The 15,845-nt window shown below is 45.7% G+C and carries 10 protein-coding genes; all 10 read left to right on the top strand.

Features of this window, described 5'->3' with window-relative positions:
* Nucleotides 1-71 precede the first annotated feature (71 nt).
* The 10 genes from ABWW54_RS00450 to ABWW54_RS00405 all read left to right on the top strand — a co-directional run bounded on the left by ABWW54_RS00450 (nt 72) and on the right by ABWW54_RS00405 (nt 15,668).
* Nucleotides 72-710: a hypothetical protein gene (locus tag ABWW54_RS00450; RefSeq protein WP_353408968.1), complete on the top strand. Its 639-nt coding sequence runs from the start codon at nt 72-74 to the stop codon at nt 708-710.
* Between the two features lie 61 nt (nt 711-771).
* A complete protein-coding gene (locus ABWW54_RS00445) occupies nt 772-1,110 on the top strand; it encodes a hypothetical protein (RefSeq protein WP_353408966.1) in 339 nt (112 codons plus the stop codon).
* A gap of 15 nt (nt 1,111-1,125) precedes the next feature.
* Nucleotides 1,126-1,530: a hypothetical protein gene (locus ABWW54_RS00440; protein WP_353408964.1), complete on the top strand. Its 405-nt coding sequence runs from the start codon at nt 1,126-1,128 to the stop codon at nt 1,528-1,530.
* Nucleotides 1,531-1,601: 71 nt separating this feature from the next.
* Entirely contained in the window at nt 1,602-10,469 is an 8,868-nt protein-coding gene (locus ABWW54_RS00435; RefSeq protein ID WP_353408962.1) for an FG-GAP-like repeat-containing protein, read from the top strand.
* Nucleotides 10,429-11,079 carry a hypothetical protein gene (locus ABWW54_RS00430; RefSeq protein ID WP_353408960.1) on the top strand — a complete coding sequence of 217 codons (651 nt, stop codon included), beginning with the start codon at nt 10,429-10,431 and terminating at the stop codon, nt 11,077-11,079. The genes ABWW54_RS00435 and ABWW54_RS00430 overlap by 41 nt, the downstream gene beginning before the upstream one ends.
* A gap of 172 nt (nt 11,080-11,251) precedes the next feature.
* On the top strand, nt 11,252-11,596 hold the full coding sequence (locus ABWW54_RS00425) for a hypothetical protein (protein WP_353408958.1): 345 nt from the start codon (nt 11,252-11,254) through the stop codon (nt 11,594-11,596).
* 141 nt (nt 11,597-11,737) lie between these two features.
* A complete protein-coding gene (locus ABWW54_RS00420) occupies nt 11,738-12,076 on the top strand; it encodes a hypothetical protein (protein WP_353408956.1) in 339 nt (112 codons plus the stop codon).
* 43 nt (nt 12,077-12,119) lie between these two features.
* Entirely contained in the window at nt 12,120-12,452 is a 333-nt protein-coding gene (locus ABWW54_RS00415) for a hypothetical protein (protein WP_353408954.1), read from the top strand.
* A 418-nt stretch (nt 12,453-12,870) separates the two neighbouring features.
* Entirely contained in the window at nt 12,871-13,200 is a 330-nt protein-coding gene (locus ABWW54_RS00410) for a hypothetical protein (RefSeq protein ID WP_353408952.1), read from the top strand.
* Between the two features lie 164 nt (nt 13,201-13,364).
* The gene (locus ABWW54_RS00405; RefSeq protein ID WP_353408950.1) at nt 13,365-15,668 is read left to right on the top strand and encodes a hypothetical protein; all 2,304 of its coding nucleotides are present in this window, start codon (nt 13,365-13,367) and stop codon (nt 15,666-15,668) included.
* Nucleotides 15,669-15,845 lie beyond the last annotated feature (177 nt).

Genomic DNA, 15,845 nt, shown 5'->3' with positions numbered 1-15,845 from the left:
GCTAAATATACTGTCTCCGACCCTACTCTAGGCTTAGGCCTATAACTAATTGTAAAAGGATGACAGCTTTCATGCCCGCGTTGTTTCGACACTCGCTGTTCAAGGCGATTGCACTTATTTTCGTATTGTTTTATCTCGCTCTCATTGCAGTGGCTTCGTATCGCTATGGTTCATTGATCGTTAATCCCAAGGTTGCGTGGTACGCAGCGAACATGCAATTGATCGAGCATGAGCAAACTGAAGAAGCCCGAGCTCTCGAATTAGGGCCCTCTATAGCCAAGAGTGCTGCAATATTAGATTCGGCTGCAGCGGTTATCGAGCCTGTAATTGACTATGATGCGAAAGATCGTTTGACTGACGAAAAAATAAGGGAAGCTGAAGAAGCTCTTAAGCAGATGGTGGCCTTAGAAGAAGGCTACGCGCCCAGTAAAATGACGGACGTGCCCGCGTCGGCGATACCTAAGCTCTCAGATGTTGCTGTAAATCAATTAGCTTTAGCGAAAGAAAGCGAGGAAAAAGGAGCTGAGCTTTTTGACCAGTTAGCGGCCGATCCAGAGTCTATTCCGACTGAGCAACAGATCAATGATTTGTTGGCGAAAGGCTCGCAGAAACAATCAAATCAAGGAGCGATTCCCGCGCCCGTATTGCAGCGTGTTGAAGAATCCACGGGTATTACACCCGAAGAAATAAACGAATTATTAGATCAGTAATAAAATACCAGACCTCAATCATTGCGGTCTGTGTTGATTAACCCTACAAGAAAGGAAAAGGATGATGTTTAAAAGAACGTTTGCGTTTTTACTATTGATGATCGTGTCAGCACAAGGTTTTGCTGAACTCAAGTACACAGGCCATTTAAATGTAAAACGGTATTACCCTGTTGCAGGGACGGTGACGTATCTCATGATGGAAGGAACACTTGAAAATCCGGCTGGTTGCGCAAGCGCTCACTATTACGCGATGACCTCCACGCACCCTGAATTTGAAGAGTATCGAAAGCTCATTCTAACGGCCAAAGCATCCGGTCAGAAATTAGGCGTTTACATTTGGGCAGACCCAGGACGTTGCGTGGGCTCATACCCAGAAATCTATTCAATATTCATTCAATAGTAGGGAGACGCCATAGTGACTATTAAAACAAGTTTTCCGCTGATCAGCTCGTTGGCTTTAGCCATCTTTGCCTGCAATGTGGACGCTGGTCCGTATACCGCTGCTAAAAATAATGCTTGCCCAAAAGCGTGGGAGGATTCTAAGGCGGTTATACCTGTCATACCCACCTCAAGGGAAACGTGGGATGCGTCGGTGGCTGCGGATAAAACCGCAGGTTTAGCTCACATCACAAATCGCGCCCAGCTTGAAACCATTGATGCTGTTCCGGTCACTCCTCAAAATAAGGTGGATGATCAGCTGACTGTGGCGAGTGAATGCCTGGTGTATCGCAACTTTGAAGTGGATACCGCAGATTACGTTGCGCCCCCAAGCGTTGCCCCAAACAACAGTTTGGGATGGCTGCCGGCGGCCATTTACTAAAAAAGACAAGAATATAAATAGTGATCGTCCCCGAAAGTATTTGGGGCAAAAAAAGGATTATCGAGCGCACCATGATACGTTTATTAACCAACGCTTCTTTTACCCAATTCATTTCTTTAGCCGCAGCAACATTTGCTATGGCGGTATCGCCTGGAATCTACGCTGACGATGTTGTCGGCTCAGATGGGGGCAGCATTTCTGTCGACAACAGTGGTCAAGCCGCTTGGACAATGCCATTGGATGTTCCCAGTGGCATCAATGGGGTCGCGCCAAACTTAACCTTAAGTGTTTCTACCGGAGGTGGAAACGGAACCTTGGGTGTGGGCGGAGGTTTGTCTGGCTTGTCTGCGATTTCTCGATGTGGGAAAAGCTTGCATCAAGACGGCTACTTTGAAGCACCGCAATTTGTTAAAGAGGATGCTTATTGCTTAGACGGCTCTCGTTTACTCCTTGAGACTGGCACTTATGGTGAATCTGGCAGCACCTATCGAACGGCAATTGAGTCTTTTCAGCGCATAAAAGCGGTCGGTGCGGTTGGAGATACCGGACCAAGTTTTTTTGAAGTTACTAACCGGGCAGGAGCAAAGACCTATTATGGGTCTTTTGAGGACCGGAACACGTTTGAGAGCGACCCTGTTAGTGGCGCAAAGTCAGTTTGGAAAGTTGACTACTTAGAGGACAGCAATGGCAACCGTTTGAAGTACGAATACTCAGACGTCGGAACAGAAGAAATTCAATTAACAAGTATTTACTACGGCTATAACCCAAGCCAGGGTGCCAATGCTGGCCTAAGAGTTTCACTAGAGTATGAAAGTCGCCCAGACACGTCGCAGGCGTATTCTCGTGGCGCGTTATATTCACAAACCAAAAGAGTCTCGAACATAAAGACGTTTGTTGGCTCGAGCATGGTCAGAGATTATCGACTCGGTTACGAGCAAGGTGCGGTCACACAAGCGTCTAGAATTGTCTCTGTGCAAGAATGTTCGGCTAATGATCAATGTTATCGCCCGTCCATTCTTCGTTATGCTCCTGAGACAGAAACAAACTGGCGAACGTCCAATGCGACCTTGCCTGTTGCCTTACAAAGCACTGATAAAAAGCCGTACGGCACATTGGTGGATATCAACAATGATGGAAAGGTGGACGTTGTTCAAGCTTACCGTGACGGCGAGACCAGCTACACGATCTCAACGTGGTTGGGGCAAACTTCCGGTTGGGTTCAGAGCGCTGAATTTCAATTGCCTTCGATTTTGTATGACTACCATCTAGCTGAAGATGGAATGATCAAAGGTCAACTGTTAGACGTTAATGGTGATGGCTGGTTAGATTACGTAAAAGCGTTTAAAACGCCTACCAAAACAACATTGCGAGTCTATCGAAATACAGGCAGTGGTTTTGAAACCGTACCAACGACCGACTTTCCTGTTCCATTTCAAGAAATTGATGTTGATGGAAAGGTGCGCAGCTTAGCGGAGGTAGTAGACTTAAATTCTGATGGCCTTGTGGACGTGGTTCAGTCTTATAAGTTAGCCACTGGCGCTGTAGAACAGGTGGCGTGGATTAATACGCTTGCCACCGGCGTTGACGGCTGGGCTGTAAGTGCTGACTATCAGCCGAAGTCTTTGCTGACGGACTACACCTTAGGAGAAGAAGGTCGCGTCTTAGCCAGCATGCAGGACGTTAATGCCGACGGTTTGGTTGATTGGGTTGAGTCTTATCAAGTAGACGGAATTATTACCAACAATACCTGGCTAAATACTGGGCGAGGCTGGGCGGCCAGCGCTGACTACACCTTGCCTAATACGGTTGCTGTGTTTAATTACGATATCAACAAAGGTGTGGCGGCTTATTCCTTCTCAGATGTTAATGGCGATGGACTGCCTGATCTATTAAAATCTTTGTGGGAAAACGGCAATCAACAGCACGATGCTTGGATCCACACAGGGCTCGGGTGGCAGCAAGACGCTGCCTATCACTTGCCAGCGGCGATGACGTCATCATGGCAAAACGGCAATACCGTCACCATTGGCGGTTTGATTGACCTGAACAGCGATGGTCATCCCGATTTCATGCGCAGTTTTACTCAAAACGGTGAGTCGTATGAGCAGATTTGGCTGTTCAATAAAGACACCAAGACATGGTCTGTGGATTCGAGTGGCGATTACGCCATGCCATTCATTAATTACGTGGTCGAAAGCGACGGTAAGTCGAGTGCTCAAGCTGAACTAGCTGACTTGGATCACGACGGTTACCTAGAGCTGTTTAACTTATCAACCGGTGAGATGTATACATCGGCCCCCAATATTGGCAGCCATTACCCTGGTACTTTGATTGAAACTCAAGACTCGTTTGAGTCTGCAACCAAGTTGTACTATGGCATTACGACCGATGAGTCGATTTACACGCCATCGGCTTATTCGGCTTACCCAAATGTGGCGTACAACGCACCAACCCGCGTGATCACAAAAGTGACGGCATCCAATGGCGTGGGTGGCGAAGTGATTGCGCATCATACTTATGGTGGAGCGAAAGCCAATGCGGCCGGGCTAGGCGGATTGGGTTATGCCTTTCATGGCATGCGAGACGGCAGCTCTGACGTTGAATTGATGACCCATTTTCATCAAACTTACCCCTACGCAGGGAAAGTTAAGTCTTCCTCAAAGGAGTTGAATGGAACGGTTCTTTCGTTGTCTACGTCCGAGATGACGACTAAGGTTATTTCGATTAATGATTTAGAGACACTTCACGCCTACCCCTATATCTCCGTTGCGAACACCTATGACTTTTTGGGTAGGTTAATTAAAACAACGCGCTCGCAAACTGAGATAGATAACTTTGGTAACACCATCAGCAGTACGGAAGAGACGTTCAGTGCTGACACGACGGATACTTTCCAAGGCTTAGGTGTTAGTGCCAATAACGCGTTGGCGGCGCAACCCGTGGGCTCCAAGTTGGAGAGAAAGGTCGAGACTGAGGTTGAATTTAAAGCTCCTGATTTGGCTAACTGGATTTTTGGCTTACCGGAAAAGAACACGGTCACACTCACTGGCTTTACTGAGGGCCAGCAAGAGGTCTACACAAACGTTTCCACGGCCACGTTTTTTGACGATGGAAAACCAAAGAGCGAGACTCTTGAACCAAATAATCCTCAACAAGTTACCAAAAGCTATACCTACGATGGCTTTGGTAATCGTGAAACCAGTTCTATTGAAACCAATGACGTGGCGAAGCGAACCACCACGACGGAATTTACCGACGATGGGCGCTTCCCGAAAAAAGTGATCAACAACATTGGCCACGCAATCACCACTGAATTTAATCAGCTAGTGGGCAAGCCAAATCTGATTACCGACCCAAATGGAATCAGTAAGGAAATTTTGTACGACGGCTTTGGAACCGTACTGCGAGAAACTCGCACACACCAAGCAAATGGCGCCACACGTGGGCGGCAAATTGTTTTGCCTAAATGGTGTAGTGACAATACAAACTCAAGCATAAATTGCCCTCAATACGCCCAATACTTTATTGCGGCTCTCGATGATGAAGGCGAAGCACCTGAGATTTCCTATTTCGATCGAAACGGTAAAGAGTTACGTAAGCAAACTTACGGATTTAACGGTGAGATCATTGTCGTCGACAGAACGTACGACAGCGAAGGGCGAGTGAGAACCGCTTCCCAACCTTATTTTAGGGATAAAGAGCAACCGTTTGTCACGCTGTATCATTATGACGAACTAGGCCGCGAGGTAGAGCGAGTTAATGCCGAAAATAAACGCTTTAATACCGCTTATGACGGTTTAACCGTTACCGTCACCAATCCCGGTAACAATGATACTGGCACCCAAGTATCGAAGGTGGTTAATAATATTTTTGGCCAACCGGTTGAGTCACACGATGCGCTCGGCAGTGTCACAAAGTACGTTTACGATGGCCGCGGGAAGTTGGTTAAGACCATCGATTCTAAAGGCAATATTGCAACGATTACCTACGACCCTGTTTTTGGCCGAAAAGTCAGCATGGATGACCCTGATTTAGGTGTGTGGAGCTATGAGTACGATTCGTTGGGTAATCTTCAGTTACAGACCGACGCAAAAGGTCAAAAAACCAAAATGGTGTACGACAATCTCAATCGTTTAGTGGAACGAACGGACGATTTTGACGGTGTGAACCCTGAGGTGACTACCTGGACTTACTCCAACGAAAAAGTGGCCGGAAAGATTAAAGGCGGTCTTGAAAAAGTTGAATCCACCAATCTGACACGCACCGTTCAGTACGATATGTTCGGCCGCGTGGCGCAAGCCACTTCTGTCATCGATGGTCAAACCTTCACTCAACGCACGGGTTACAACGGTACCGCTGATAAGCTTGATTGGGTAGAGTATCCCTCAGGATTAACCGTGCGCAGTACCTACGACGATTATGGTTTTCCTGCCACTGTAGAAGGTTTGACACTCAATCGCGGGCGCTATGGCGAGTTTCAAGATGCATCTCGAGATCTTATCGGTCTGCAACGCGACTTCGAGCGTTGGAAAGATCAGAACCTCAGCCTAGCTCAATTAGCCGAGTTGGAAAATCACGAGCGCGAAGTCAGGCGTTTAGGAAAATACTTAGCCGACTTCTACGATGGCTTTGAAGACAACGCACAAAAACAGGGACACCAAGATGTCGCCCAGCGTTATATTGATTTAGTAGAGCGTGTTCAAGCTAAAATCACGCAGCACCAAAATTGGCTAAGTATTTATCAGGCCAAAGCCGATGTCATTCAAAATCGCCTGCGCCCGCAAATAGAAAGGCAGGACGAACTATTACCTGAGTACAATCGGCTGGATAAGTTAATTACCGAAGAGCGAAGCAGATTCGATAATCGCTATAAAAAAGACCATGATAACTACGCTGCAAAGGCTAAAAGTTACGCTGATCAACTCAATCGTATTGGTACTGAAATTAACCAAAACATCGCTACCATTCGAAACATTGAGCCACACGCCAAGGCGAACCTAGATACGATTCACCACTACATGCGTGTGTTGTTTATCCCCAGAATCGCGGATATTTACATCCGTCACCCAGAGCAGTTCGCGCGCGATACGGGCAATGATGCTAACCTGGGTTATGTGCTGAATCACTACATGAATAACATTAGTCAGCATCAGATCTCTCATGGTTTTCAGCAAATAGCTAACCACGCTACCGATTTAGAAAACCGCACGAATAACATCGAAGCAGCTCAAGCTCGGATCACCGCGCTGGAGAAAAAAGCAGTCGATCAAAAGCTTCAATGGTGGTACGACCATTGGGAGACTCGCCGCAAGGGTGAGGAAAGAAAGCTGATTGCATCTGGAAAAATCATCACGGATTTAAACAATCAAATTAAGCCAATAGTTGATGAGCTTAATGTGATCGGAACAAGGACCGAACCGGACCACCTACGGTTGACTAATTGGTTGGTGCCGATCATTGAATCGCATAACAACGTGATCTTGTCGTTTAATGACCGTGCTCGAGGCTACGTAAACCAAATTTCGGCGAACACAGGTACTTTTGTAAAACGCGAAGACATTAAGTGGGAGAACTTTCTAAAGCCATTTTTTAATCACGCGAACTACGCGCAGTGCTTAACCAACACAGCCAATACGCCAGGGCATTGTTATGCCACGCATTTGGTGCACGTATACAATGATGATGGTTCGGTAAACACCGCAAAGCAGACAGCAGAGAGAAGTAAAGTAGATGAACGCCGAATGGTCGATGTGCGTTCGTTTTGGAATAATCAACGTTTCTTTTGCGCGCAAAATTACGGTTACAGTTGCCCGAGCACTTTCCGTCCGGAAATTGAACGGTTAACTAAAACTTTACACATTAATCAATGTGCACGCTTAACAGACAATGAACGGATAGAGCACGATAAAGCCGTTGAAAAAAGCAACTCCGTAATACCTTGTGATACCGCACTGTGGGGAAAAACCTACGACCGCGTCGTCGATGGAGTCACCACGGCACGACCCTATTACCCGTATTTGGATGCTTCAATAGCTAAAATTACGAGTGGAAACCTAGCGGCATTTCGTACTGCGGCAATCAATAAGCATAAGGCGAAAATTGAGACCTTAGTGACGGCCGCCACTAGAAATACCTATAACGCGGAAACGAGTTATGACGACATCGTAAATAATCGAGTGTGGTCAGCTAACCCGGGTGCAGATCAGAACACAAAGCCACAATCGCGTGAGCAAAAATGTGTGTCGTGGGCGCCCTCTGCCACCTCTGGGAATCAGCCTGCGTGCATGGCCTACGTCAATAGGGAGGAAGACAGCGGCAGTGACTCCGATCCCGGTGAGTTTGTGTTGATCCGTAAGGGCAACGTGCAAAACTTAACGTACAACTCAATGGATGCCGCGGCTCGTTTAGCGAACAGCACGCTGAAGTCGCATCAGCAATCAATTGAACGCATCCTAAATGCAGCGCAAGCTAATACTTACGCAAGTCGTTATCTGGCGATTCAGGACAAATCCAGCGAGGTCACAAGGCTCTATAATGAAATAGATCGGGCCTATGAAAACGCGGATTACATAGACGACTATGACGCCAATAAAAAAATCTATTGGCAGGCTGAAGCCATTAACTCTAAAGGGCAAGTCGAGAAAGCAAGGTATGGTAACGGTGTAGATACCACCTATGCGTACGATCAATTTGGTCGTATTCGCAGTGTCCACACCAAAAATGGCTCCGCGGGCATTTTAAATAAAACATATCAATACGACGCATTGGGTAATTTGATCAGCCGTCACGATATCATCGAAGACGTGCGTGAAACTTTCAATTACGATGGCCTTAACAGGTTGACCCAAGTTAACTACGCAGGCACCGGATCAGACTTTGCAAGCTCGATAGGGCAGTCGGTTGTTAATTACGGCTATGACGAACTGGGTAACATTATTCATAAGTCAGACATTATGAACACCGGTGAGCAGTATCGTTATGGTGAAACGGCGGGCGCCGAGCACGCCGGACCACATGCGGTTACTTCTATCCCAGGCATGGGCGATTTCCGTTATGACAAAAACGGCAATCAAACTTTCGGTCGTGGCCGAGCGGTGAGTTATAACGCTTTCAATAAGCCTGATTTAATTACGCACCAAGGCCGCAATACGCAAATGCGTTACGGCCCAGAACGGCAAATGGTATGGCAACTCGAAGACCAAAAAGACGGCGGCCAACAGAAGACCATTTTCGTCGGTGGTGCGTTTGAACAAGTAACCGAAGTGGCCGGTGGCGTGACTAATCGTCACCACATTACGGTGGCAGGTAATGCCATCGCCATTGTTGATACCAAGCCAGGTTCTTTAGCGCTTGTTAAAGAAAGTTATTTACATAAAAACCATCAGAGCTCCGTGTTGGCTATTACGGATGCCAGCGGCGCGGTGGTTGAAAAACGCTACTTTGACGCGTTTGGTGACATCAAGGGTTACATCGGTAAAGCCGCAGGCTATTTAGAAAATTTCATTAACGATTCCTCAATCACACCGCTCAGTTTCACCGGCCACCGTTGGTTAGCCGCCGCGGGAGTAGTCCACATGAAAGGGCGTGTGTATGACCCGGTAATTGGTCGCTTTCTAAGTGCTGACCCGCACATTCAAGCGCCACTAAATAGCCAAAGTTTAAATCGCTATGCCTATGTACTGAATAACCCATTGAGTCTCACCGACCCGAGCGGCTATTTCTTCTCGAAAATCTTCAAGGCGCTCAAAAAGCTATTTGCGGCACTCAAGAAGATTATTAAAGCCGTACTCAAAGCCATTAAGAAGGTGGTGAAGAGTATTGGGAAGATATTGAAGAAGATAGGAAAGTTTATTAAAAAATATGCGAGAGTTATCATTGCCGTAGTGGTGGCGGTGGCTATTACCTATTTTACAGTCGGAGCGGGATCTGCTTATGCCGCAGCTGGAGTAAAGGCTAGTTTGGGAGCTACAGTTGGAGCAGGTGCTGCCGCTGGAGCCGCGTCAGGATTAATAATGACGGGTAGCTTGAAAGGTATGCTTGAAGGTGCTGTATTTGGTGCCATTACAGCTGGTTTTGCTCATGGAGTTAATGCGGCTGCAACATCTCAGATCAAAAACCTGGGAACAGGTGTGTTGAAACCTGGCGTTCAACAGGCACTTACGCAGTCAATAAAGTTTGCTGCGAAAGTTAAATTGGTGGTAGGGCATTCTATTATTGGCGGGATGCGCGCTGCTTACAATGGAGGAAAGTTCCTTGCTGGTGCTTTAACGGCGGGATTGGGTAAGGTATCGACTTTTGCGACTAATTCCTTTATTTCAGCCGCTAATATTACTGATACAGTTGCTCAGGGGATTATTGTTGCAACAGTGGGTGGACTTGTTTCTATGCTCGCAGGAGGCAGTTTCGAGTTAGGCTTTGTTACAGCGGGGTTGGCCTTTGCAGTGAATGAAGTCACCCAGGCAGTTAGCAAAAATGTCTTGGCTAAACGAGAGAAATTGGCACAATTGGCGTCAAGTGCTGAGGGAGATACAAGCTATGCAAAAGATGTACGAAATGGTCGTTTTCGCGCGGGGGCGTGGAAATGTAATCAATTTGTTGCTGACAAGCTTGGTGAAGCTGGTATGGGGCCGGTAATGCTGAGCGAAGGAAGCTCTGAATATATGACGGCTAACGGGTGGGCTAACCGTAGCCATGAAATTTCTGGCTGGGAAATTGTTGATAATCCAATGCCAGGGGACGTTGCCGCTATTCCACGAAGCGGTGGGTCTGGACATGTTGGGATTTATATATCGGATAGAGGGTATTTTAGTAGTAATGTTATGGCTGCGAATGAGCTCAGTGTCGGCTGGTCAGCTTCCCACTTGAGGAACAATTACCTCAATGCTTGGGCTGGTGCGAATGGTGATACAGTCTATCGGAGGTATGTCGGTGGTGAGTAGTATTGCCGTTCGAAGATGTATTTTATCCTTGATATCATGTTTTTTGTTCGCGTGTGGAAATGAACCGAGTTCGACGGTAACAGATAGGTTCGAGAGTCTAGAATCTTCCGAGGAGATCGAAGAGCTATTATTGGATGAAGTTGGGCGTTTAAGTCAATGGGTGTTGAAAAAAAGGAGAGAACTTGATTCAACACATAGTTATATATTTGAAAATGTATTGGTTAAGGACTTATATATAAATTCAATTAGGCACCTGCCGTATACGAAGAAGATTGTAGCGAATGAAGCTCTGAACTTTGAAGTGAAAAAGCTTCTAATTCGGTTTTCACAGTGCCTTAACTTAGACGACTATTTGAGCTTAGGTAGGTTGGTTTATACAACTGGCGATGAGGACCTGATGACGGTTCTAATTTCCCCTGGTCCTGAATACGGAGTGAAATTGGATGAGAATTACAGCGACCCTGAAGTAATCGAGTTTTTAGACTTAGTACTATACAAGTATCCGGTGTTGGTTGAGTCCATAGAGTTAATTCGATCGGGAAGTAACTTTAGGCAAACTATTGAATATAGGAAAGCAGGAGAGCAACAGCCCGTGCTTACTTGTTTTTAGGCTAAGCCTAATAAATGGGGACAGAGCCGATTTTTAGCCAGAGCTTCTGTGAGAACGTGGTAGTGCTGGAGCTAGGTTTGATCGTTCAGAGTATTAAAGGACGCGATTTTGAGTTAATGAGGAAAGTGCCGATTAGTACTAGATATTATTCGGCTAACAGATAAAAACAGTAATGAAAAAAATAAGTTTTCAAATATTCTTTGCCTGTGTTTTGGGCGTTTGCATGCTCCCTAAGGCGGCGACAGCGGGTCAGTGGACGGCATGGTTTCCTGCTCATGTTGTGTACATTCACTCGAATGAGCACATCTATTTTCAGCTTAACCCAACCACGTCGCATTCAAACCCAGATGGGTGTGCAACTCAAGGTTGGTACATTGTTAAACCCGATAACAAAATAGCGGACCGTATTTACAAAATGCTACTCACATCTAAGGCCTCCGGAAAGAAAGTTCGTGTCTATCTTTCTGGGTGTTACGACAATAAACCACTGGTGCATCACATGATGCTTTGGAACTAATTGAAGTGAGGATAGGGCTCTTATAATTAGAGTCTTAATCTGACGGTTGTGGCTGAATAGTGTTAGCGCATCATTTTTCTTAGTTATCAAGCCTAATTAAGAATGCAATTTTAGAAATAAGAATAAGTTTTTGGGATAACCATGATTTTTAGTAAACATTTTATAAGAGCATTCGTTTCGGTCTTCATGTTTCTTGCGACCGCCGTGGCGCATGCCGACTGGACGGGTAGACAAGATTTGCATCGAATCTACACAGCTGTAAGTACGGTATACATTCAGACCCAACCTTCGAGCGCTCACATAAATCCGGAGGGTTGTAACTCTTCAAGTAACTACGCGATGGATTCGACGGCGCTGTTGTTTGAGGAGCGGTACAAAATGTTACTGACGGCTCTGGCGTCCGGAAAACAGGTCAGCCTTGAGATATCTGGTTGCCACGGTAGTTACCCGAAACTAACTAAAGTCATCATTTATAATTAAAGTTCTTGTCTCTGATTGGGAGGCAACTGGAAAGAAACATAGAATGAAATTATTTAAAATCACTTTTTTGCTCGTTGTGCTCTTTGTGGCGAGTGCCGATGCTTTTGCTGCTACGTGGACCGGTAAGTTAACGCTGCACCGTGTTTACACTGCTGCAAGCACCGTGTATGTGCAAACCAGCCCTTCAAGTGCGCACATAAATCCTGATGGATGCAAAGCAGCCAGTAATTATGCCATGGACCCAGAGGCCACGTTGTTCAATGAGCGTTATCAATTACTGTTGACGGGTTTGGTTTCTGAGAAAACGGTCAGCTTGGAGCTTTCAGGGTGTCTCGGAAGTTATCCAAAAGTGACAAAAGTTATTTTATATAAATAGCGTTTTGTCTTTATATCTTAACCTCTAAATATTCAGTCGCAGTTATGAATCGAATGTCGATTATAGTCGCTCTTGCGTTAATTGGGCTTAGTGTAATTAACGTTGCCAATGCAGGTCAGTGGACAGGCTGGGGTGATGCGGATCGCATTTATTCCCACAGTCAGTCGTATTTGTCATATTTAACACCCGCTGAGTTGCATATAAACCCTGACGAGTGCCCTCGAGCGCGCCCCTATAAATTTGACCGGTCGCAGGAAAATTCCAAGGAAATATTTCAAATGTTGTTAACTGCGAAACTCAGCGGATTCAAAGTTCGTGCTTATTTATCAGAGTGTGTTGGCAGTTACCCAAGGATCCTTTATTTGGAAGTTAAATGAGCTAGTAACCGTATAAAAATCCACTTAAATTTAGAATTAACATGAAAATAAAATTGCTAATGGCTTGCGCATTGATTTGTGCCTTTTCTGGTATGGACGCAAACGCCAATGGGTGGACCCCATGGGCTAACGTTGACCGTATTTACTCACACACAAAACTGTATTTTACTTACTTTACCCCTGCTACCGCTCACGTAAATCCTGATGGTTGCGCTAGATCTACACCTTTTCGAATCGATCGTACTCAAGAAAATTCAAAGGAAGTTTTTCAAATGTTGCTTACAGCAAAGGCCAGCGGACTAAAAGTACGAGCCTATCTTGCTGGGTGTCTAAGTAGCTACCCCAAGATTTTGTATCTTGAAGTGCAATAATAGTAGCAGTACTAAAGCCTCCTTTGCTGCATTGCCTGCATGGGCGTGTTAACCGAAGGTTTTTCTGTCTCCACTATTTTGTGAATCTTAATTTTACCCCCCCGATCTTAAATTTTATGAATTCTATTGTTAGGTTTTTAAACGTTTTTACTTTGACGTTTGTTTTGAGCATTAGCGTTATTTTTAGCGCTCACGCTAGTGCTGTTTCCCCCACTGAACTGGAAGACTGGTATGACAGATTCGGTAATCGCCATAAGAGCGCCACCTTCCCCGATAGCTCGAATGCAGCGCCTGGTGTTTATCAGCGGCCGTCACTGTGGGGGCAATCTGGGTCAATGAGAGCGTTGGTCGAGGTTCACAAAGGCAATCAAGACAGTGTATCAATACTTAAGTTAGCGGAGGCCGCTGAACATGTATTGGCTTACACTTCTGAAAAATTAGGTTTTATTGACGTATTACAAAATAAAACTTTGCCAGCTTGGGGTACAGGCTACTACTCCTGTAACCAGTACCGTGTCAGCGCTGTTCATACGGGGGTATTGTCCTACCCGATCGCGTATTTTTCCAGGGTTGTATTATCAAACCCTCTAAAATACCAATCAGAAATGTACACGCGGTTAGATGGCTCGGTGGTTAATTATTATGACTTAGCGAAGGAGTTCTTGACTGAGGCCAATAGAGCGGTCGAGTCTCATTCCCATCAATTTGATGCGCAAGAGGGAGCGTATAGGTTTCCGAGCAACTACAGCAGCATTGGCTCATGCTCAGAAGTGTTAATCTCGGGCACCACGAAAAAGCTGCATGGTGCGCAAGATTTCACGTTAAAGAACAATCAAATTCAGCCCTACAATATGACTATGGCGTTGGGCATGGCGCACATTGAGCTTTCGAATGCATTTACATTGTTAGGCACGAGTTTGGGTAACACTGAAGCGGCAAAGCATCTGGATATCGCAAGCAAAATTGCGGCGGCGTTTAAGCGAGATACTCATTTAGGCGATGCTTCGCAAACCTTTGACTGGCGTTACTTGAAGTTCGACGTTGATGGCTCACAAGGCCGGGTTGAAGACGTAACTCACGCTGGACTGGTGGTTGGTTTTATTACCAGGATGTTCGAAGAGAGTTTGGTATTTAATCAGGCCGATATCCAAGTTTTAATTGATGCGTTTAATACGGTCGCTCAGAATCCGGCTAAGGTTCATACTCACGTCAATTACACTTATGGGAGTTCGACGCCAACCGCATCAGCTCAAAGAAAGGCACAACGCGGTATCGTTTCCTGGACTCCCTTGTCGTTGGTCGACCCAAGTCTCTATGACAAAATACGTCAGATTTTTCACCAGTACGAAGGGGGATACGATGCCAATAACTGGTACGGTGAGGCAGTTTTGTTAAGGTTTGCGCCTAAAGACAGACAATATCCCATTCTGGCTCGAAGTCCTTCTGATCATAAGTCATACATCCCGAATTATGCATTGCGTTTTAGCAATGGCAGCGGTTTGTATCGCAATTCGGCTATTCCAGTAACAACCATCGACGGTAAGTCCGCCAGCTCGTGTGCTGAATACGTTTTTTCAAAGCCTCAGACACGTCCACTTGAAATCGAATACCGACAAGTGCAAAGCATTGGGAACTTAGACAGTTGTTCCGGCACGGCATGCGGAACTTCGCCTGGGTTTCATGTATTTACGGCAAACCTGGCGCGTATTGAAGAAGAAGACGTTGCCAGTTTTCTAGCTGCCACACCTCTTCAAGAGAGTGACTGGAGCTATGCTGACTCGTTGCCTATGGACCCTTCTGGTGTAGCTCAAACTGGATCAGTTGCTCCGAATCAGCCTTACAATAGGGTTTTGGTATGTCGAAGTGGAGCTGGAAATGCGCGTGATAATATTTCAGTGCGATACGTTGGCATTCCATTAACAGTTCCTTTGAACTTGGAGTATGACGATGACTTTCGTTATTCAACTGATGGGTGGATTGGCAACTCTATTTGCACTGATTTTACGAACACGCATCAAAGCGCAGATTCAGGGCATTCACTGGGGTATTTGAAGATATCTGAAACGCATACTTATGCCTCGTCGGATAGCTATTCGACCTGTAGGCCATTGTCGACAGGAAAGCTGGATTTCTCTTACCAGAAAGATCAAGTGCTCAATTATGGTCAGGGTTTTAAAATCAGTGGTTGGACTCGTTTCCAAAGTAATTACAACGGTGGCTCAAGAGTAAATAATCGGTGTGTGAAAGTGCTTGATGCTTCGCAAATACCCGAAGTGGTGCTTGCGTCTAAATGCGTTAATTGGACTAACACAAATGATACTGGTTGGCGGCATTTCGATTATGACTTTACAGCTCAAGTGGGAACCGTACCTGAAGTTCGAGTTGTGATTGGCGGAACGGACAGTTGGAAGGCAAACTGGAATCAAACTATGTCTATCGATGATATTAAGATTACGGTTAAGCAGTAGGTAAACTAACCTGACTACCCAGAGCGCCTTTGGTCCAAAGCTCTGATCAAAGGCGTTTTAAGTTCAAATTGAATTGATTAGTTTTTGCGAGAACTCAGGTAGAAAAAACTTTTATCTGAAATATTGACAAAACGGTGTTTCAAACCTCGATGGAACCCCTATAATTCGACTTTTAAG

The organism is Arenicella sp. 4NH20-0111, from assembly GCF_040366405.1.
Taxonomy (GTDB): Bacteria; Pseudomonadota; Gammaproteobacteria; order Arenicellales; family Arenicellaceae; genus Arenicella.
The sequence above is the reverse complement of the archived record's forward strand: the minus strand, read 5'-3'. Positions and strand labels throughout refer to the sequence as shown.